Annotated in this window: 19 protein-coding genes, 1 pseudogene and 1 riboswitch; of the genes and pseudogenes, 10 read left to right on the forward strand and 10 right to left on the reverse strand. The window is 46.0% G+C overall.

Annotated elements, in window-relative coordinates:
- Nucleotides 1-94 precede the first annotated feature (94 nt).
- Nucleotides 95-565, reverse strand: a complete 471-nt coding sequence (locus LJ046_RS06760; RefSeq protein WP_002880289.1) for a GNAT family N-acetyltransferase — start codon at nt 563-565, stop codon at nt 95-97.
- Nucleotides 566-869: 304 nt separating this feature from the next.
- On the opposite strand from LJ046_RS06760, the gene LJ046_RS06765 reads away from it, so the two are divergent.
- The 8 genes from LJ046_RS06765 to LJ046_RS06800 all read left to right on the forward strand — a co-directional run bounded on the left by LJ046_RS06765 (nt 870) and on the right by LJ046_RS06800 (nt 8,480).
- Nucleotides 870-1,784, forward strand: a complete 915-nt coding sequence (locus LJ046_RS06765; RefSeq protein ID WP_002880291.1) for an ABC transporter ATP-binding protein — start codon at nt 870-872, stop codon at nt 1,782-1,784.
- A complete protein-coding gene (locus tag LJ046_RS06770) occupies nt 1,781-2,641 on the forward strand; it encodes an ABC transporter permease (RefSeq protein WP_035176908.1) in 861 nt (286 codons plus the stop codon). Before LJ046_RS06765 ends, LJ046_RS06770 begins: the two co-directional genes overlap by 4 nt.
- Before the next feature lie 167 nt (nt 2,642-2,808).
- On the forward strand, nt 2,809-4,176 hold the full coding sequence (locus LJ046_RS06775; RefSeq protein WP_002880293.1) for a Rib/alpha-like domain-containing protein: 1,368 nt from the start codon (nt 2,809-2,811) through the stop codon (nt 4,174-4,176).
- Between the two features lie 116 nt (nt 4,177-4,292).
- Nucleotides 4,293-4,721 (forward strand): hypothetical protein, encoded by a 429-nt coding sequence (locus LJ046_RS06780; protein WP_002880296.1) that lies wholly within the window; start codon nt 4,293-4,295, stop codon nt 4,719-4,721.
- A gap of 12 nt (nt 4,722-4,733) precedes the next feature.
- The gene (locus LJ046_RS06785) at nt 4,734-5,132 is read left to right on the forward strand and encodes an arsenate reductase ArsC (protein ID WP_002880299.1); all 399 of its coding nucleotides are present in this window, start codon (nt 4,734-4,736) and stop codon (nt 5,130-5,132) included.
- A 228-nt stretch (nt 5,133-5,360) separates the two neighbouring features.
- Nucleotides 5,361-5,669: a hypothetical protein gene (locus LJ046_RS06790; protein ID WP_231127995.1), complete on the forward strand. Its 309-nt coding sequence runs from the start codon at nt 5,361-5,363 to the stop codon at nt 5,667-5,669.
- A gap of 161 nt (nt 5,670-5,830) precedes the next feature.
- Nucleotides 5,831-6,583 carry an ABC transporter ATP-binding protein gene (locus tag LJ046_RS06795; protein WP_002880304.1) on the forward strand — a complete coding sequence of 251 codons (753 nt, stop codon included), beginning with the start codon at nt 5,831-5,833 and terminating at the stop codon, nt 6,581-6,583.
- A gap of 22 nt (nt 6,584-6,605) precedes the next feature.
- Nucleotides 6,606-8,480, forward strand: a complete 1,875-nt coding sequence (locus LJ046_RS06800) for an FtsX-like permease family protein (RefSeq protein WP_002880306.1) — start codon at nt 6,606-6,608, stop codon at nt 8,478-8,480.
- A gap of 135 nt (nt 8,481-8,615) precedes the next feature.
- On the opposite strand, the gene LJ046_RS06805 is transcribed toward LJ046_RS06800, so the two are convergent.
- On the reverse strand, nt 8,616-8,987 hold the full coding sequence (locus LJ046_RS06805) for a LysR substrate-binding domain-containing protein (RefSeq protein ID WP_231127997.1): 372 nt from the start codon (nt 8,985-8,987) through the stop codon (nt 8,616-8,618).
- Nucleotides 8,988-9,024: 37 nt separating this feature from the next.
- Here LJ046_RS06805 and LJ046_RS06810 point away from each other — a divergent pair, with 37 nt between their 5' ends.
- Nucleotides 9,025-10,494 carry an FAD-dependent oxidoreductase gene (locus tag LJ046_RS06810; RefSeq protein ID WP_002880309.1) on the forward strand — a complete coding sequence of 490 codons (1,470 nt, stop codon included), beginning with the start codon at nt 9,025-9,027 and terminating at the stop codon, nt 10,492-10,494.
- A 484-nt stretch (nt 10,495-10,978) separates the two neighbouring features.
- A pseudogene (locus tag LJ046_RS06820) lies at nt 10,979-11,209 on the forward strand (diacylglycerol kinase family protein); the annotation flags it as partial.
- A gap of 695 nt (nt 11,210-11,904) precedes the next feature.
- Here LJ046_RS06820 and LJ046_RS06830 read toward each other — a convergent pair.
- From LJ046_RS06830 to dapD, 8 genes are all read right to left on the reverse strand, one after another.
- Nucleotides 11,905-12,462, reverse strand: coding sequence for a GNAT family N-acetyltransferase (locus tag LJ046_RS06830; RefSeq protein WP_002880314.1), 558 nt, complete (start codon nt 12,460-12,462; stop codon nt 11,905-11,907).
- Between the two features lie 225 nt (nt 12,463-12,687).
- A complete protein-coding gene (locus LJ046_RS06835; RefSeq protein WP_002880315.1) occupies nt 12,688-13,224 on the reverse strand; it encodes an SLAP domain-containing protein in 537 nt (178 codons plus the stop codon).
- Nucleotides 13,225-13,255: 31 nt separating this feature from the next.
- Nucleotides 13,256-13,843 (reverse strand): peptidylprolyl isomerase, encoded by a 588-nt coding sequence (locus LJ046_RS06840; RefSeq protein ID WP_002880316.1) that lies wholly within the window; start codon nt 13,841-13,843, stop codon nt 13,256-13,258.
- A 116-nt stretch (nt 13,844-13,959) separates the two neighbouring features.
- Entirely contained in the window at nt 13,960-15,141 is a 1,182-nt protein-coding gene (locus LJ046_RS06845; RefSeq protein ID WP_035176934.1) for an aminotransferase class I/II-fold pyridoxal phosphate-dependent enzyme, read from the reverse strand.
- Nucleotides 15,142-15,178: 37 nt separating this feature from the next.
- Nucleotides 15,179-15,958 carry a 4-hydroxy-tetrahydrodipicolinate reductase gene (dapB, locus tag LJ046_RS06850; RefSeq protein ID WP_002880319.1) on the reverse strand — a complete coding sequence of 260 codons (780 nt, stop codon included), beginning with the start codon at nt 15,956-15,958 and terminating at the stop codon, nt 15,179-15,181.
- 1 nt (nt 15,959) lies between these two features.
- Nucleotides 15,960-16,889: a 4-hydroxy-tetrahydrodipicolinate synthase gene (gene dapA / locus LJ046_RS06855; RefSeq protein ID WP_002880320.1), complete on the reverse strand. Its 930-nt coding sequence runs from the start codon at nt 16,887-16,889 to the stop codon at nt 15,960-15,962.
- Between the two features lie 22 nt (nt 16,890-16,911).
- The gene (locus LJ046_RS06860) at nt 16,912-18,066 is read right to left on the reverse strand and encodes an N-acetyldiaminopimelate deacetylase (RefSeq protein WP_002880321.1); all 1,155 of its coding nucleotides are present in this window, start codon (nt 18,064-18,066) and stop codon (nt 16,912-16,914) included.
- 60 nt (nt 18,067-18,126) lie between these two features.
- Nucleotides 18,127-18,840, reverse strand: coding sequence for a 2,3,4,5-tetrahydropyridine-2,6-dicarboxylate N-acetyltransferase (gene dapD, locus LJ046_RS06865; RefSeq protein ID WP_002880323.1), 714 nt, complete (start codon nt 18,838-18,840; stop codon nt 18,127-18,129).
- Nucleotides 18,841-18,955: 115 nt separating this feature from the next.
- Nucleotides 18,956-19,132: riboswitch (Lysine riboswitch) on the reverse strand.
- Between the last annotated feature and the right edge of the window lie 37 nt (nt 19,133-19,169).

Below are 19,169 nucleotides of genomic sequence, written 5' to 3' on the forward strand. Positions count from 1 at the left end.
ACATTTTTAAGTAAACATATATACATAAACTTTGTTATGTAAAGTAATTTGTTGGAATTAAAAACCGGTCTCAAAATTTGAGATCGGTTTTTGCTTACAAAATAAATTCCATATTTGTTTCTTTGACCTTCAAGCCATTCTTCTTATAGAAGTTTATGGCAGAATCATTGCCCTCCCATACATTAAGTGTCACTTCATAGCATCCCAGTCTTTTGGCTTCAGCTTTAATATAATCAAGCAGGGCCCGGCCCACGCCTTGGGAGCGCTGGGTGCTGTCAACACAGAGGTCATCGATAAAGAGTGACTTAAACTGAACCATATTGGTTGAAAAAGGCTGCTCTTGCAGCTGAGTGAATGCATAGCCGAGCACTTGATCATCTTCGTCAACCGCGACAAAAACTGCTTTCTGGTCATCGTTAATGATTGTCGTCAGCTCTTCCACCGTGTACTTGGTTGTGCCTGGAATAAAAATGTCTGGACGAATCGAAGCGTGAATTTCCAAAACTTGGCTCAGCAGCTTCATAATTGCTGGAATGTCTTTAACTTGCGTGCGTCTGATTTGCATGATGCCACCTATAAATAGTATCTAGTTACTGTTAATTTTAACATGAAGCATTGAATTTACAGTACTTGAGACCTGTATCTTAGATCGTAATCTTAACTCTCTCTTGCTGATTGAAATATATCTCGATCAAAATAACTCACTTAACATCACCTAAACGGTCACGCCTAACCAGCGTGGCCTTTTCTTATTCCAGCTTTTTTCGACTCGGCCGCCTTTTTTTGCATCTTACCTAGATTTAACCCAAGAAAATATTAAAAGATGTAGAATTAACTTAGAAAGATAAATAGAAAGGGGTTGCAAAATAGTGAAGAATGCTATTGAGGTTAGAAACCTATCTAAGTCCTATGGGGACTTGAAAGTCGTCAATGACATCTCCTTTGCAGTCCGCGAAGGCGAGCTCTTTGCCTTCCTTGGCCCAAACGGGGCCGGAAAATCTACAACGGTTGACTGCCTGTCGACTTTGACCAAGTTCGATTCTGGTGAGATCAAGTTGGCCGGGCTTAACATGAAGACACAGGCACAGGAGATCAAGCAGAGGATCGGGATCGTCTTTCAAGAAGGAATGCTGGATAAGCGGCTTACAGTGCTTGAGAATTTAACTCTTCGCGCGGGCTTTTACTATCACAGCAAGGCAGAAGTAAAAGCAGCTGTTGCCCGGGCAAGCGAATATACGGAGATTAATGACCTGCTTAAGCGACAATACGGAAAATTGTCCGGTGGGCAAAGGAGGCGGGTAGATATCGCCAGAGCGCTCTTAAATACGCCGAAAATCCTTTTCCTAGATGAACCAACGACGGGTCTTGATCCGCAAACCAGGCAGCACATTTGGGAAACGATCCAGCGCCTGCAAAAAGAGCAGGGGATGACCATCTTTTTGACGACGCACTATATGGCCGAAGCATCCGCAGCGGATTATGTGGTAATACTGGACCACGGGAAGATTGTCGCTGAAGGCAGTCCGATAAGCTTGAAAGAGCGCTACAGCTATGACCGGCTTAAGCTGTATCCGAAGAAAGAGCAGAATTTAGACAATATTCTGTCGTCTTTATCACTTAATTGGAATAAGGTGGCCGACCACTATGAGGTAGAACTGAGGAACACCATGGATGCCATTGATATCGTAGAAGGAATGCGGGACCAATTGCAAAGTTTTGAAGTCCTGCATGGAACGATGGATGACGTATTCTTGAATATTACAGGGAGGAGGCTAAGAGAATGAGCGCGATGGTCAAAAGGAATCTCAAGATTTACTTTAGAGACAAAGCTTCAGTATTCTTCTCAATGCTGAGTGTCATTATCATTTTTGCCCTCTACATCTTATTCATTGGTGATTCGGTGAATAGCGGGCTAAAGTTTCTACCGCATCCCAATCGCTTGATGCGGGCTTGGATGCTAGCAGGGATGCTGGCTTCGGCGTCGATCACTACGAGTTTAGGAGCATATGGGGTGATGATCAGCGACCGGGAGAATAAGGCGATCAAGGACTTTTACTCATCTCCGGTCAGCAGAAGACAGGTCGCGGGCGGCTATATCGTGACTGGCTTCATCATCAGCATCATCATGTCCATTTTTACCTTAATTTTTGGGGAAATCTACCTTGGTCTGGACGGCGGGGCAGTACTGGATATAGAGACTTTACTAAAGCTATTTGCTGTAATTGTCTTATCAGCCTTTGCATCATCGGCGATTGCTTCCTTTATAATTTCCTTCTTGAAGACCAACAGCTCCTATTCTGCCGCAAGCACGATAGTTGGGACCTTGATCGGCTTTTTGGTTGGGGCATACATTCCAATCGGCAGCTTGCCAGACAACGTTCAGTGGCTGGTAAAGTACTTCCCATGTGCTCATTCAGCGGTACTTTACCGGCAGCTTTTGATGAAGCCTGCAATAAAGGCAAATTTTGCAAATCAGCCGGCAAGTGTCTTGAAAAAGATCAAAGAGATCTTGGGAATTGTCTTCGTCTATGATGGCCATACCGCCCCAGCTTGGGTTTCAGTAGCAGTTTTGCTTCTAACCGGAGTAGTTTTCTATTCACTGGCAGTTTTGGTAATGACCCGGAAACAAAATGAAATATAAATACAATTTAACATAATTTCGGATATGGAAAGCCGCGTACGATTGTATGCGGCTCTTTTTGCTTAAAGCCTTTTCATAGACGGATTTTAGGGGTATGATCAAGTTGGATGTTTAAGTTAGGAAAGGTGAATAACATGAAAAGGAAAATACTAGCATTTGTTGGATGTTTGTCCTTAGTCGCTACGACCGTTCAGCCTGTGCAGGCAAGCTACCTTAACGGGTACGACTATGCCAAAATGGCTGACAAGAAGATTGTAGTCACTAAGACTATGAAGGTCTACCGGGTAAAGACTGGTACTTCTGAATCAAAGAACCACTTTTACTCGGCTGGAAAAGTTAAGAAAGGCTCTGTCATTTATCGGTCACAATGGCTGATGAGCACTGGCAGTGGCTGGGTGATTAAGAGCAACAAGTATAAGGCTGGCAGACGGAAGTTTTACTTCGTCTCAGCTCCAGAAAAGACCAAGTGGTTTAAGGCTTACAAGGCTAAGAAGAAATCTGTAGCCAAAACGAAGAAGATCAGCAAAAAGGCCAATAAGAAAGCCGTTAAGAAGGTAAGCAAGAAGAAAGTCACTAAAGCTAAGACTGTAAAAAAGACAGCCAATCCTAAGAAGGCAGTGAAGAAAAGCAGTAAGAAGACTGTGAAGAAAGCTACCAAGAAGAGCACCAAGAAAACAGTCAAAAAGACTACTAAGAAGTCTTCAAAAACGGTAAAGAAGACTAGCGAGAAGCCATTAACGATGGCACAGAAGTACAGCCCAAAGGTTAAAGCGTGGACTACAACGCTTGATTGGGGAGAAACGTTCTCAAACGATGCGTATTCCTACATCACCAATCCCTGGGATCTGCCAAGCGAGACAAACTATACTTTTGTAAAGCCAGTAAACACTAAGAAGGGCGGCTTCTATCAGACTAATATTTTAGTTACCTACCCAGATGGTTCAAAGGAAACGGTAGGGCCAGTTTCCTTTGTAGTCAAGTCTGCACAAGCGGATGCGTACAATGTGACTGTCAAGAACACTACCGTACCGTATGGCCACTATATCGATATTAGAAAGTACATTGTGACTAACCCAGTTGGTTACTTCCCTAATGACCCAGATGAAGTTGAGTTATCGACAACTGAGTTTTACTTCTGCCGTGCAGATGGAAATATATTAGCTAATGATCCAGACACCAAGGTTCCTGGAAGCCATGACTATTATATTCGGGTAGATTATCCAGATAATTCCTACCAAGTTAGCCAGAAGTTTACCTTGACGGTCAGTCAGCCAGATAACCTGGTCTATCATCCAGCTCTGAAGAGCTCTTCAATCACCTTGCCAGTAGGCACGGATATTGAAGCGGACAGCTATCAGTTGTTAAAGCCACAAGACTTTATCAGCAATATTGCTGATATGCCGAAAGAGACCAAGTACGAAATTCGTGACGATTATAACTACGACGAGCAATCTAGCAGCTACGTTACTATCAAGGTTACCTTCCCGGATGATACAACTTGGGAATCGCCAATGTTCTTGCTGGCCTTTAATTAGAATTTTGAATTAAGTTACATTATCAGCATTCATCTGTATTTAGTGCAGGGGATGCTGCTTTTAGTTTATGATAGAGACCAAAGCAATCGGTTACAGTTTGCTAGGAAGGAATTGGTATGTTAGAGAACGAAGCTTTGTTTGACGAGGTAGAAGCCGAACTTAAGAAACATGACTCAATTCAAGATTTTGAAGAAAAATACGGTAAAATCACGGGCAGAATGATGATCACAGAAACAGAGATCCCCGAGGAATTAGGCATTAAGATAAATGATACAGATGTTCATTCTTTCAAAGCCACTTTTGACTTCTATAATACCGCAATAGGCCTGGCGCTTAATGTTAAAACGAGAGAAGCAGCAACAAAATTCTGGCTGACTCCACAAGATGATAGGAATGACGTGCCAACGGACAGCTGGTTTGAATTTTTTGCCATGATTTTGATGGAAGCCTTAGATGAAGGCATGGATAGCATCCCAACTTTCTCTTTCGTCAATGATTCCAGTGACCTTACCATCAGCGGCCTGGGCCTGCTTGAGAAGAAATAACAGGAGAATATCATGACCAAAGCAAAAGTAGCCTTTATTTGCACCCATAATTCCTGCCGGAGTCAAATTGCAGAAGCCTTGGGCAAGAAGCTGGCCGGGGATGTCTTTGAATCCTATTCAGCCGGCACGGACTTAAAAGATCAGATCAATCCCGACGCGATTCGGCTGATCAAAGAGCATTATGGCATTGATATGCTGGCCAACGGACAAAAGCCCAAGACCCTCGCTGACCTGCCAAGCATTGATTACGTGATCACCATGGGCTGCGGAGTCCGCTGTCCTTATTTGCCTGCAAAAAAGCGGGTAGATTGGGGATTAGAAGATCCAACTGGACAAGATGATGAGACCTTTATGCAGGTGATTAAAGAAATCGAAGATAAGGTACTAAAGCTGAAGCAGGAGCTGAGTTAAGAGGCAGTAAGTGCACGCCGGAGTGGTACCTGCTTCAACCAGAAATGGAAGTCAGCTTTAAAGATGATGGCGACAATGTACTAGACCCTGGGCTATTTGCCGAACCCGCGCATCGCGAACCTGGTTAGAGCTGCTCTAGCCAACCTTGCGCAATAGCCTTTTGCCTTTATCAAGTCCATCGATGAAAAAAGGCAAGTCATCCAGCTGGGTTTGGCCATCTATCAAAAAATGACTGAACCCGTTTTAGCCGATATCCCGCACATTGAAAGCTGGCTCTTAGAAACAGACGGTGAAGATATTGTCGGAAAGAGCCGGCAAAAGCACCTTGAAGAAGTCGAAGTAGGGCAGCTCTTGTCTCTGCAGCTAAATTCTCCTTACGAGCAGATTACGGTCTGCCCCCTGGAAGGGAATGAGCTGGGAAAATTAAATCATCCGCTGCAAGGTCAGAATCTTGTTTATCGACCCAAAAAGCCAAGAAAACTGAAGACCAGACAGCCACTGAAGCAAGCAACAGCTCCAGTGGCTTTTTTCGTCTAATCCTGAAACAGACGAAGTTTTTCCACTAAAGGAAGGCTTCGCCTGTTTTTTGTTACAACTTTTTTGCAAATCACTAAAATTCCTATTGACGATTCTTAAAGACTCCAGTATTATTTAGTGTATCACAACAGTAATACACCAATACGATTTAGGGGGTAACTATGGAAAAAGTGATGACTGTCAACAACGTTACAAAGACTTACGGTAAAAAAGGGGAGAAGCAGTTCCAGGCCTTAAAGGACGTCTCGCTCAGCGTAGCCAAGGGCGAATTCGTGGCCATTATGGGGACTTCCGGTTCTGGTAAGACCACTCTTTTGAACATCATGTCGACCTTGGACAAGCCAAGCAGCGGCGAGGTTACGGTTAACGGCAAAAACATCGCCAAGCTGAAGAAGAACCAGATGGCCGACTTCCGGGCTAAAGAAATTGGCTTTATCTTCCAGGACTTCAACCTCTTAGACAACCTGACCGCTAGGGAAAACATTGCCCTGCCACTTTCTTTGCAAGGGGTAAAAAGCTCAGAAATCGATTCTAAGGTCGATAAGATCGCAGCTAAGCTCAACATCAGCGAAGTCTTGGAAAAGTACCCAGCAGCCATTTCCGGCGGGCAGAAGCAAAGAGTTGCTGCTGCCAGAGCCTTGGTTCATGAACCGGCAATCTTGATGGCCGATGAACCAACCGGGGCCCTGGATTCTAAGTCTTCCAGGGCCTTGCTGGACACGATGGAGCTGCTTAATGAGAAAGACCAGGTTTCAATCCTGATGGTCACTCACGATCCGTTTTCTGCATCATTTGCTGATCGGATTCTCTTTATCAGGGACGGCTTGATTGATGAAGAGATCAAGCGCGGGGACTTGAAGCGGCAGGTCTTTTACAAGAAGCTGATCAGCCAGCTCAGCGAAAATACCGACTAGTTGAGTAAAGAAAGGGATTAACATGATTTTTAAATTGTCAATGACCGGGCTGAAAAGCCGGCTAAAAGACTACCTGGTCCTGTTTTCCGGCCTTAGCGCCGCCAGTATGATCTTCTACATGTTCTTGACTCTGGCCGCTAACCCGTCTTTCTTAAAGTCCAGTGTAGCGGGACGGCTGACCATGGGAGCAACTAAGTTTATTTTTTCCTTTGGGATCGTCCTTTTGGCCATCTTGACCCTGGTTTACCTGGCATATGCTAACAGCTTCCTCTTGAGCATGAGAAAGCGGGATTATGGCATGTACATGATGCTGGGGGCAAAAAGCAGCAAGATCGGCCAACTGATCTTCGCTGAAACCCTGGTAACCGGCCTTCTAGCAACCGGGATTGGGATTATCTTGGGCGTGGGGCTGACTGAACTGGTCTCATCCTTGATGGTCAAGCAGCTGGGGCTGACTCTGGCTCACTTTAATCCGCTCTACCTGCCAGCGGTTCTCTGGACCTTGCTTTTCTTTGTCGCCTTGTTCTTCCTGGCCGCTTCCTGGAACGCGGTCAAGCTGACCAAGACTACGCTGATCAATCTTCTAAAAGAAGACCAGAAACCAAGCAAGCTGAAGAACCAGCCAGTCTTACGGACTATCCAGGCTATCGCGGGGGTACTGCTTTTGGCTACCGGCTACTGGGCAATGTGGCATGTGGCGACTTTGCAGCTGAAGGCAATTCCAATTGCTTTAGTAACCATCGTTTTGGGTAGTTTTTTAATCTTTGATGCCTTCTTCGTAGCTGTCATCGACTTTTTGCGGAAGAGACACAGCTTCCTCTACAAAGGGATGCGGCCTTACACTCTGGGCCAGTTAAAGTTCCGCCTGCATGGCTACACCAGAATTCTGTCAGCCATCTCAATTATGCTGGCCTTGGCCCTTGGCGCTATTACGGTCGGCATTAACTTCAACAACTTGAAGAATGCCATGACTGACGTTATGTACTACGATATTGTCTTAGTTGGCAAGCAGAAGAAGGTGGCTGACAAGGTTGAAAGAATCGGTACAGAGGAGAAAGTTACTTACAGCTACAAGGCTGATGAGAAAAATGGCATCCTCTATGTCAAGAAAAGTGAAATTGACCAGACGCCGCTCAAGATCCAAATGTATAACGCGGCATCTTCAGACAAGAAGAAGGCGATTGACAAGGAGGGGCGGATTTACCACACGGTTGAGGTTACTTCCAAGACCTTAACTGGTAAGCAGACTTCAGCTACGGTCAGAAATTCTGCTCAAGCCGCCAGCCTCTTCCCAGAAGATTCCAGCAAGGGCTTTGTGGCCTTGTCAGATGCAGCTTTTGCCAAAAAGAAGCCGACGACTAAGGTCATCACTTTTTACAAGGTTAAGGATTTTGCCAAGAACAACAAGAAATTGCTGAAGCTTACTGAGCAAGAAATGCAGCTGTTCAGCAAGGACTCAATGGCATACGGCTACCTGGAATTCACCAAGCCGTTTCTTTACCAGCAAATCGCGGCAATGTGCTCAGGCTTTGAATTTATGGGCCTTTTCCTTGGTTTGTCCTTCTTAATGATGCTGGCTTCAACTCTGATGTTTAAGATCCTGTCAGCCGCAGCCAGTGACAAATTGCGGTACAAGATGCTCTACAAGCTTGGGGCTAGAAACAGCGCCTTGAAGGCAGCGATTAGAAAAGAAATTGCCATCTTGTTTGTGGCACCGGCGGTACTTGGCAGCCTGGACGTACTCTTTGGCTTGAAGATCTTTACGATTCTTCTGCCAGACCCCTACTACAAGATTTGGATTCCATTCTTAGCATTCTTCCTCTTGTACCTGGTTTACTACTTACTTACTGTCAAGCTTTACCAGGGAATCGTTTTAGAAGAGACTAAGCAAGACTAATAGATTTTTTAACAAAAAAGCGATCGAAACATGATATGGTTTCGGTCGCTTTTTGCATGGATTTAGAAGGTGAAGGCTTTTTGGAAAATAGGCGTTTGCCGTAAGCCATAGACAAAGCCGTCAGTAGGGGTGATTTCAAATGGCCGGAGCAGTTCCCGGCGTTCGGAGTCGGTCTTGTTGATCTCCAGCATTTCGAGATGCAGATGGAGCTACGATTTCCAAATCCTGTGCTGCCAAGTCTTGTAAAGATAGTTGCTTTTTCTTGGCTAAGGGATGACTTGCTGGCAAAGCTACTCGAAGAGGCGAAGGAACAATGGATATGAAAGAGAATTCGTGTTCACTCAGTGGCTCTTTCGCATAAGCCATTTCTAAAATGTCTACTTCAGCAGGTATTTGCTGATAGTCATTTATCTCTCTGAAAGATATTTGTGCTTTAGGATGGTTCTTCCGAAATTGTGGAATTAGGCGACTACTTAAGGTTTGTCCATTTAAATCCAGTTTCTGCAACTGCTAGAAATGTATCAAGTTCAGAAAGGAGAACAAAATGAACTTTGATATCGTAGTAGTAGGAGCTGGTGCTTCTGGCATCAGTGCAGCATTAACTGCATCAGAATGCGGAGCAAAAGTAGCACTATTGGAAAAAGGCGACAAATTTGGCGGTGCAGGGATGTTTGGTGCCCAGGGACTATTTGCGGTTGAAAGCAGGGCTCAAAAAGAAGCTGGAGTGAAGTACAGCCTAAAAGATGCCTACGAGGAAATCATCAATTATACTCACCATTCATCTAATGTGTTAATGGTTAAGGCCATTCTTGAAGAGTCAGCAGCTACAATCGATTGGATGGCTGAATCAGGTTTGGAGACTGAATTAGTAACCAACACTCAAGAAGTCCACCAGGAGCATCCCAGAACATATCACCAATTTATCGATAAGTTTAACGGATTTAAGCGAGTAATGAACAAATTTCTAGAAAGCGGCGGAGTCCTTATGACCGAAACTTCGGCCGAAGAAGTTGTTCAAGAACAGGTTAAAGTAACTGCCGTTAAAGCAAACAGAAAAGGCGAAGAAATCACCTTGGAAACTAAAGCCGTAATCTTGGCTGATAGGGGATTTGTTGGCAATAAGGACGAAATCAAGCGTACTTTAGCAATTGATCCAGATGACCTGTACTCAATGGGTGAACGGAAAGCTACCGGTGATGGCCTGCAGATGCTCAAAGAAGCTGGCGGCGTTAGCGATTACAAGAGAATTTTTGAAAACCATGCGGCAACTGTCTACTCAAAGACGGATCCAAAGTGGCATAACGCAAGTATTTTTGACTTGACCAACATCCCACTCTTATGGGTTAACCGGGAAGGCAAGCGATTTACTAATGAAGACGTAGTATATGATTTCGCATTATGGGGTGATTCAGTTTACCAGATCGGTGGGTACTACTACTTCCTCTTTGACCAAGCAACTGTCGATTATCTCCGTCAGCAAGCTTTGGACTGGACAAGTTCATTTGAAAGAACCTTCCGCCTGCTAGATAAAAAGCCAATGACTTATCAAGTTGGTCCATATCCGCAACTAGACCAAGATTTAAATGAGGGTATCACCCAAGGTGCTATCTTTAAGGCAGATAGCATTCAAAAATTAGCAGAGAAGATTGCGGTTGATCCAGCAAATCTTACTGCAACAGTTAACCGATACAATGAACTGGTGGTAGAAGGTAAAGACATGGATCTTTACAAAGATGACCGTTTCATGACTTTGTCGGTCAAAGAGGGACCTTTCTATGCAGTTCGTGCTAATTCAACTACCCTGGGGACTGTCGGTGGTGCATTAGTCAATGAGCATTTTGAGGCTCTAAATGTGAAGAGACAAGTAATTGATGGTATTTATGCTGTCGGAAATGACGCATCAGGCCTTTATGACTCATCTTATCCAACAATTGAAGGCTTAAGCAACGCTTTTGCATGGAATTCAGGTCGAATTGCTGGCAGGTATGCTAGTGCTTATGCAACAATGAATTAAATAGAACAGAAAAAGCTCTACCTAAAGTTTGGGTAGAGCTTTCGTTGTCAGTAAAATGCCATTATTCTTCTAAGCCATTACTGAATGTATCAAAAATCAATTGATCCTTGATAATCTTGCCGTCATCAGTTAAAGACCATGGAGATCCTGGTTGATGCGTCTTTTGGCTTAATCCAGATGCACTGTAATTAATGTAGGCTTCATTAACTAATCTCAACAGGTGAGAGATATCGCTATCTTTAGAAACCAAGTTGTAATCATCATCTTCAAAAAATTCTGCTGCTAATTAGTAGCGCAACTAAAAACTCACCTCCAAAAGCGGGGGAGGGAACAGGGGAGGCGGTACCTTGCTACCTCCTTTTTGCTACGGCTTCTGTACAAACCAGCGAGTTTGTGTTTACATTAAACTATTGTAAAAGGAAGTCGATATCGTACATGAAGCATGTTTTTCTAATCAAGTCCAGATCAGTCCAGAAATGATTCCCTCATCAAAAACATCGAAAAGGTGATGGAGGGGAGAGATTGCGAGATCTACTTTAGTGAGTACAAGGACCATGTAAAAGAAATCGTTAAAAATTACCCTGAAAAAACACGATTCTATTCAGTTGGCGGAGACGGCTTTTTCAACCAAGTCATCCAAAATCTCGTGCACACAAACCATGGAGTTGTTTGCCTGCCATTTGGGACGGGCAATGACTTTTCCCGCGCGAGATGAGTCCTAAAGCCATCCTCAAAGCGACTTTAGACCAGCCAGCGATTCCAATTGACACAATTTTAGTCAATGATGAGCGCTACTGAGTCAACGTTGGCTGCTTTGGACTTGACGCCTTGATTGCTTGACGTTAAAACGCTTAAAAGCGCGGCATATGTAGCTTCGATTCTGCGCAATATCAGCCGCTATAAGTTTTCCAAAGTAAAGGTCATAGGCCACAAAATGGCCTGCTTTTTTAACGACCAGGTCACGCTCTGTGCCTTCTGCAATGGACATTTTATTCGCGCCATATTATATCTATAAAATTCTGCGAAAGGACCTGATTAGCTGCAAAGATGTAGTAGTGAAACAGGTGAAAGAATGCGTAATAACAACGCCTGCTGCAATGAATCTTGATGGTGAAAAGAAGGGAGCAGCGAAGTATCATCTGGTAGTTCAGCTAAAATCCTTGAACTTGGTCATTTGACAGACTAGCTAGTGAATCTGCCGCAATACGGACAGATTTTTTTGTAGCTTGATAAAACAGAAATCAAAAGCAGAAAAGAAAAATAAAAAATGCTCAAAAACTCAGTAAAATTGCTATAAAGCAAATCCTTGAGCCGAAAGGGTATTTCAAACTTCTGTCATTAAAATTATAGTTTTAAACTAACACACGTAAGAAATCAGTGGTAAAACTTTGAGCTTCAAGCAAGGGTAGCTTAGTACTTTTTCTGCACATCAGGCCATTCTTCAGCAAGAACCGCATACTCATTACTATCATGATAGCCGTCTCTAAGGATCAACCGGCCCTTATGGCAGCCTTCAAACCGCATCCCTAGCCGTTTAGCCACATTATTGCTTGGCAGATTGTCTACAGCGCACTGCAGCATAATTCTGTGTAGGCCATATTCCTCAAAGGCGATATCGATGATAGCCCGGGTAGCCAGCGTCATGATTCCGTGTCCGCGGAATTCTTTGCCTAAAAAGTAGCCGATATCTGCCTCAGAATACATAGCATCAATTGAATTCAAGCTGACTTTACCAGCTAAACGGCCATGATACCAAATGTACAGGTCTAAGGCTTTGCCTTCAGCAAACCTGACTAAATCACGCCTAATAGCGTCAGTCTCAGCTTGCACGTCATGAACGTGGTCAACCCAAGGCAAGTAGTAGGATAAATTGTCCCGGTTTCTGTCAATTAAGTCATACAGAGCTTCACCGTCAGTCAATCTTGGCACGGCTAACTCTAATTCATCGTTGATCTTGTAGCTAAACATAAACTCATCTCCAATCCAAAAGCAATTGCAAAAAAGATTATCTGAATTATATCAGAGCGCAGTATTAAATACTACCGGGCAAAATGATCATCTGGGGCTAAGCAGCGTCCTCTCTCGTGATTTTCGCTACTTAACTTTACATAATATGTATTATTCGAACCATTGACTAAAAACGAAATCGTATCCCCTCCAAACAAAAAAGCACTGCAAATGCAGTGCTCAAGTTTAAGATATTTGCGGTTCAGTTGTTTGGTTCTGCGTGTTTGGATCGCTAGTGACTTCGTCCTTAGGCGTTTCAACGTTGCTTGCCTTAACGTACAAGCCAACGCCGATTGCCCAGTACTTGCTGCCATTGATCTTTTTCTTGCCGCCATAGACAGTTACCGGGCCATTCTTCAGCAAGACACCGGAATTCTTCATCCGCTTGCCACTGCTGGAATAAATGTAGCTGTTATGGTTTAACCGGCAATCCAAGCCAACCACGTTCATATATGCCACGTACTTGTTTTGGCCGATCATGATATATGGCTTGTCACCAACATAATTAATCATGCTGTAGCATCCAACGGCTTTACCGGCCAGGATCTTCTTGTCCTTGGTACGTTTGCCTTTTTCGTCATACACGTAAGTGTTGACCATGGCATTCTTGTAAAACGGTTTGTCAGCATCTGAAGCTGCCGTAGTCTTTGCCTTTGGCGCCAAAATAATGGCAAAAGCCAGTACAAATATTAACTTAACGAGCCAAACCCGTTTTAATTTCACTCTTGCTCACGCAAACCTTTCTTACTTACTCTTAGTCAGCAATTTCAACAGTCGTGATTACCACGTCTTCAAGTGGCTTGTCGTTGCCGTCCTTAGCTACCTTGGCAATTTCGTCAACGACATCCATGCCTTCAGTTACATGGCCAAAAACAGTGTGTCTGTGGTCAAGCCATGGCGTACCACCTTGCTTGTAAGCCTTGACAACTTCTTCTGGGTATTGGGCATCGCGCAATTGTTGAATGAAGCGCTTTGGCATGTTCTTGTTTTGCACGATGAAGAATTGTGAACCGTTGGTGTTTGGACCAGCATTAGCCATTGACAAAGCCCCGCGCAGGTTGAAGAGTTCGTTTGAGAATTCGTCTTCAAAATTGTGGCCCCAGATGCTTTGACCGCCGGCACCAGTACCTTCCGGGTCCCCGCCTTGGATCATGAAGTCGCTGATCACCCGGTGGAAAGTTACGCCGTCGTAGTAGCCCTTTTGTGCCAGGCGGACGAAGTTTTCAACAGTCATTGGTGCTTCTTCTGGGAAAAGCTGAATGACGATGTCGCCGTGGTTGGTCTTGATAGTTGCCTTTGGGCCCTTGGCTTGGTCAAGGGTAAGTTGTGGGTATTCAGACATTATTTATATGCTCCTTGTCATACTAATTCTTTAGATTCTTTCTAAATTATATCATTCGGCATAAAAAAAGACAGCAAACTGAAAAAAGACAACAAACTGCTGTCTTAGGAAAAATATTAGAGCTGAGCAACGTATTCACCAAGCCGCTTGACTACTTCTGCCAGCTTGTCATCGGCTGCCGCGTAAGAAAAGCGGACATAGCCAGCAGATCCTTTACCAAACACGCTGCCTGGAATCAGACCAACTCTGGCTTTCTTAGCCACATCTTTGGCGAAAGCAAAGTCATCACTGCCGAACTTCTCCGGAATCTTGGCAAAAATGTAAAATGCCCCTTGCGGTACGGCCATTTCAAAGCCCAGCTTGGTCAGATTATCAACCATGAAGTCCCGCCGGCGCTGGTAGGCTGCCTTAAATTCTTTTGGATCGTCAAGCCCCTTGGTCAAAGCCTCAATTGCCGCGTCTTGGGCGATATTGTCCACGCAGGTCACCATGAAGCTGTGGGCCTTGGCCACATTTGGCAGTAAACTTGCCGGAGCCGCGATATATCCAAGCCGGTAGCCGGTCATGGCATGTGACTTAGATAAGCCGCTGATCAAGATTACCTGTCCTGGCAGTAAAGTAGCCAAAGAGAAATGTTCTTGGTCATAAGTCAGTTCGCTGTAGATTTCATCACAGATTGCCAGCAAATGGTGCTTATTGATGACTTCCGCTAAAGCAGTTAACTCAGCTTTGGAATAAGTCCGCCCTGTTGGGTTGCATGGATAGTTGAGCATGATTGCCTTAACCTGGTCGCCGGCCGCCTCAATCTCCGCTTCCAGCCGCTCTGGCGTCAAGTTGAAGCCAGTATCTGAGGTGTCGATCATCACCACTTCCCCGCCTGCCATTTCAATGTTGGTGAAATAAAGGGAAAAGACTGGTGTTGGCACTAAAACCTTATCACCTGGATTAAGAAGTCCCAGTAAAGTTGCCGTAATTGCTTCAGTTGCCCCGTCAGTGACAATAACTTCAGTTTCCGGGTCATAGTCAACCTGTCTGCTTGCCGCAAGATACTTGCTGATAGCTTCACGCAGGGCCAGCTTCCCTTTTGATGGCCCGTAGTGGGAGTCATCTGCTTCAATTCCCCGAATAGCGGCCCTTTTAACATGATCTGGCACCGCGAAGTCTGGTTCCCCCAATGTGAGCTTGATGATTCCCGGGATCTGGGAGATTTCTTCGTCAAAAGCCCGGATGGCTGAAGGCGCGATTTTAGCAAGATTTCTGTTGCCTAAATCCCGCAAGTTAGGATCTGTTTCTGGCATGATGATCATCTTTCTATAAAAAAACAAAGAATACTGTCTACAAAATGTTTTCCAGGCCGACATAGAGCTGGTCTAAGTCAGCTGCCTTTTCCAAGGCAACCTTGACCCCGCTCATGAAGGATGACCGGTCAAAAGAGTCCTGCCGGATGGTCAAGGCTTCCCCCTTGCCGCCAAAAAGCACCTGTTCATGAGCGACGTAGCCTGGCAAGCGAACCGCGTGCAGCTTGATGCCTTGGTAATCGCCGCCTCTTGCCCCTGGCAGGCTTTCTGTGGTGTCTGCTGCAGTTTGGTGGGGCTCGCGGACTTCAGCGATTAGCTTGGCTGTGGCCAAGGCCGTGCCTGATGGAGCATCCTTCTTATCTTCGTGGTGCATTTCGATGATTTCCACGTCTGGGAAGTACTTAGCTGCTTCTTGGGCGAACTTCATCAATAAAACAGCTGACATGCCAAAGTTAGGAGCGATCAAGCCGCCAACCCCCTTTTCCTTGGTCAATTGCTTCAGCTCAGCTTCCTGCTGGTCAGTCAAGCCAGTCGTCCCTACGATTGGCCGGTAGCCGTTTTCCAAGGCATAGCGGACGTTTTGGTAGACAGAGGCTGGTACAGTAAAGTCAACCCAGATATCTGCTGCGTCGGCTGGAATTTCATCCAGGCTGGTGTACAGCTTAGCGCTTGCTGGCAGGCCATAGTCTGCTGGATCGTTGCTCTTTAAACGGTGGGCCAGGCCGGCCGTTATTTCAAAGTCTGGCAGGCTTGCTACTAATTTAACGACTTGCTGGCCCATTGAGCCGGCAAAACCAGCCAATAAAATTCTTGGCATCTTAATCTCCTTCTAACATATCACGCTTCAGCTGACCAGCTAATGCATCCTTCGGCAGCTTCAAAGCAGTGGCTAGTTCTTCCTTTTCTTCATCGTTCAAAGCTACAAGCGGCAACCGTAATCCGCCTACTTGGTAACCCATGGCAGCTAAAGCCGCCTTAACTGGTGATGGTGACGGGAACATGAACAGGGCGTTCATCCGCGGGGTCAGCCAGCGCTGCAGGCTGCCGGCCAAGGCAAAGTTCCCCGCGTAAAGTTCATCGTACATTTCCCGCATTCTTGGGGTGTACAGGTGACTGGCAACTGAGATGACCCCGTCAGCGCCCAAAATTCTGGCCGTCAGCGCCTGGGCATCTTCGCCGGTAAAGACGGCAAAGTCTACTGGCCGGCCGGATACGATCTCTTCGATTTCTTCCAGGCTGGCGCACTGCTTGATACCGGCAATATTGGGGTGCTGGGCCAGCTGTAAAATAGTTGACACTTCCATTTTAACCCCAGTCCGGCCCGGAATGTTGTAGATGACTACTGGAATGTGAACCTGGTCAGCAACTGCCGTAAAGTGAGCGATCATTGACCGCTGGTTTGGCTTGTTGTATGGCGGAACGACAACCAAAGCATAGTCGATGCCCGGAATCTGGGCAACTTCTTCAGTAAAAGCAATGGTTTCTGCTGTGTTGTTACTGCCCGTGCCGGCAATAACCGGTACACGCCCATTTACAATCTGACCAAAGCGGGTGTACAAGGCAATCTTTTCGTCATGGGTCAAAGTTGGCGTCTCACCAGTTGTCCCGCCAATCACAAAGCCGTTGCAGCCCTGGTCAATCAAGTTGTTGGTTAATTCAGTCAAGCTGGCAAAGTCGATCTGTCCGTCTTCCGTAAAAGGCGTAATGATTGCTGTCAGTAAGTCCGCGTTTTGTAAGTTTTGGTTCATTGTATTTGCCTCTATTGTTTCCTTAGCCTTCTGTCATCCGGTATTCCAAAAAGCCGGTAATTGCCGCAATGCCGCGGCTGATTGAACTTTCCTGGGGGATTAATGTTGCTGAGTGCAGGGGTGAATCGTCCTCAATACCCAGCCAGAACATGGTTCCCGGGATCTGAGCCAGGAGGTAGCCGAAGTCTTCTCCGGTCATCGCCGGGGCCGTTTCGACATATTCAACCCCGTCAGCCTGCTTCATGTATTTAATGAAGTTTTCAGTTAATTCCGGGTTATTTTCAACTGGCCAGTAGCCGCCTTGGTTGAGTTCCAGCTTGACTTTGACGCCGAAGCTCAGCTCAATTCCCTGGCAGACTTCGGCCAGCCTTTTGTCGATCAATTCGATCATGCTTTGGGTAAGTCCCCGGATCGTGCCTTCAATTCTGGCTGAATCAGCGATTACGTTTCTGATCTTGCCGGCAGTCAACTTGCCCAGGGTGATAACCCCGCTTTGAACCGGATCAATATTTCTGGAAATGATGGTCTGGACCTGCATAATCAAGGCTGCTGCCGCGACAACCGCGTCATTTGACAATTGCGGGAAGGCAGCGTGCCCGCCCTTACCTTGAATATCAATGTTGACTTCAGTCGTTCCGGCAAACAAGGTGCCGTTCCGGCAGCCAATCGCCCCAGCCGGCAGACTTGGGTTATCATGCAGGCCGTAGAATTCATCAACATGCCACTTACCGGTGAAAAGTCCCAGCTGGTAGGCCTTCATGCCGCCGCTCTCGCTTTCTTCAGCCGGCTGGAAGAAGAACAGGAGGTTGTCAGTTGGCTGATGCTCGCTAAAGTAGCTGAGAACACCCAAAGCAACCGTCATATGGATGTCGTGCCCGCAGGCATGCATCACACCTTGGTGCTTGGAAGCATATGGCAGGCCGGTTGCTTCAGTTACCGGCAAAGCATCAATATCCGCCCGGTAGCCGATGGTCCGTTTAGCCTTTGACCCCTTGACCAGAACCAGGAGCGCAGTTGGCAATTCTGCTGGTTCCCTGATTTCCAGGTAGTCTTGCTTCATCTGCTTGATCACATCCAAGAGATAAGCATGGGTTTGATATTCTTTTAAAGCCAATTCCGGGATCTGGTGGAGTTGGCGCCGGATTTGAAGCAACTCGGCTTCGGTCAATACTGCCATTGAAAAACTTCCTTAATGTGGACTAACTTATGTCTGTTTTGTTTACTTTAACTTGACTCTTTACAGCTTACGCAGGTCTTCTTCCAGGCCGGTCTTGCTTTCTGTCTTGGCATCGACTTCCTTGATTACCTTGGCTGGAACGCCGGCAACCACCGTGTGCGGAGCCACATCCTTGGTCACAACCGCACCCGCTCCTACAACTGCACCTTCACCGACGTGGACACCTTCCAGGACAACCGCGTTGGCACCGATCAGAACGTCATCGTCAATGCGGACCGGCAAGGCAGAAGCTGGTTCAACCACCCCGGCTAAGACCGTACCGGCACCGATATGGCAGTTCTTGCCGACGATCGCCCGGCCACCTAAGATCGCGCCCATGTCGATCATTGAGCCGGCACCGATTTCCGCGCCAATGTTAATTACCGCCCCCATCATGATAACCGCGTTATCACCGATCAAGACCTGGTCACGGATAATAGCGCCTGGTTCGATCCGGGCATTGATTTCCTTAAGGTCCAGCAAAGGAACGGCTGAATTGCGGGCCGTGTTTTCCACGCGGACAGATTCAAAGTCAGCTTCGTGTTCTGCTAAAAACGGCTTAAGAACTTGCCAATCGCCGAAGACTACGCCAGCTTGACCGCTGACAAAAGGATCCGTTCCATCTGGGAAAGTGACTTGATCAAGGCCGGCGCCTCGCAAGTAAACCTTAACCGGGGTCTTCTTTGGTGCTGAACCAATGTAGTTGATAATGCTTTGCGCGTCTAATTCTGCCATAATATCTTTCTCTTTCTAATCTGCATCTGTTTCTGTTACTTCGAAGAGACAAAGAAAAAGCTCCAGGTTGCCTTAACAATCTGGAGCCCGAAAAATTCAAAATCAAATTCTCTCGTCAAATTGCAAGCGCAACGCAGGTACCTTCCCTGCGACAGTCCATGGCCTCTTAAGCCATAGCCCAGCCAATCCGCCTTGCCAAAACGGACGCTTCGGCAACCTCCCCTTTCTTGCAAGTTCTCCGCCTGGCTGGCTCCCTTGCCTTACTCTTGTCGGTTGCGCCTCTTCAATTTGTAGTCAGTTTATAATATTGGCCTCATCTTGTCAACAGC

Source organism: Lactobacillus delbrueckii subsp. jakobsenii ZN7a-9 = DSM 26046, assembly GCF_001888925.1.
Lineage (GTDB): Bacteria > Bacillota > Bacilli > Lactobacillales > Lactobacillaceae > Lactobacillus > Lactobacillus delbrueckii.

Coding starts and splice junctions, on each gene's coding strand:
- LJ046_RS06770 (WP_035176908.1), top strand. CDS start 1,781: ATGAGCGCGATGGTCAAAAGGAATCTCAAGATTTACTTTAGAGACAAA.
- dapB (WP_002880319.1), bottom strand. CDS start 15,958: ATGCCAAGAATTTTATTGGCTGGTTTTGCCGGCTCAATGGGCCAGCAA.
- LJ046_RS06795 (WP_002880304.1), top strand. CDS start 5,831: ATGGAAAAAGTGATGACTGTCAACAACGTTACAAAGACTTACGGTAAA.
- LJ046_RS06800 (WP_002880306.1), top strand. CDS start 6,606: ATGATTTTTAAATTGTCAATGACCGGGCTGAAAAGCCGGCTAAAAGAC.
- LJ046_RS06785 (WP_002880299.1), top strand. CDS start 4,734: ATGACCAAAGCAAAAGTAGCCTTTATTTGCACCCATAATTCCTGCCGG.
- dapA (WP_002880320.1), bottom strand. CDS start 16,889: ATGAACCAAAACTTACAAAACGCGGACTTACTGACAGCAATCATTACG.
- LJ046_RS06790 (WP_231127995.1), top strand. CDS start 5,361: ATGACTGAACCCGTTTTAGCCGATATCCCGCACATTGAAAGCTGGCTC.
- LJ046_RS06780 (WP_002880296.1), top strand. CDS start 4,293: ATGTTAGAGAACGAAGCTTTGTTTGACGAGGTAGAAGCCGAACTTAAG.
- LJ046_RS06860 (WP_002880321.1), bottom strand. CDS start 18,066: ATGGCAGTATTGACCGAAGCCGAGTTGCTTCAAATCCGGCGCCAACTC.
- LJ046_RS06810 (WP_002880309.1), top strand. CDS start 9,025: ATGAACTTTGATATCGTAGTAGTAGGAGCTGGTGCTTCTGGCATCAGT.
- dapD (WP_002880323.1), bottom strand. CDS start 18,840: ATGGCAGAATTAGACGCGCAAAGCATTATCAACTACATTGGTTCAGCA.
- LJ046_RS06830 (WP_002880314.1), bottom strand. CDS start 12,462: ATGTTTAGCTACAAGATCAACGATGAATTAGAGTTAGCCGTGCCAAGA.
- LJ046_RS06760 (WP_002880289.1), bottom strand. CDS start 565: ATGCAAATCAGACGCACGCAAGTTAAAGACATTCCAGCAATTATGAAG.
- LJ046_RS06845 (WP_035176934.1), bottom strand. CDS start 15,141: ATGCCAGAAACAGATCCTAACTTGCGGGATTTAGGCAACAGAAATCTT.
- LJ046_RS06840 (WP_002880316.1), bottom strand. CDS start 13,843: ATGTCTGAATACCCACAACTTACCCTTGACCAAGCCAAGGGCCCAAAG.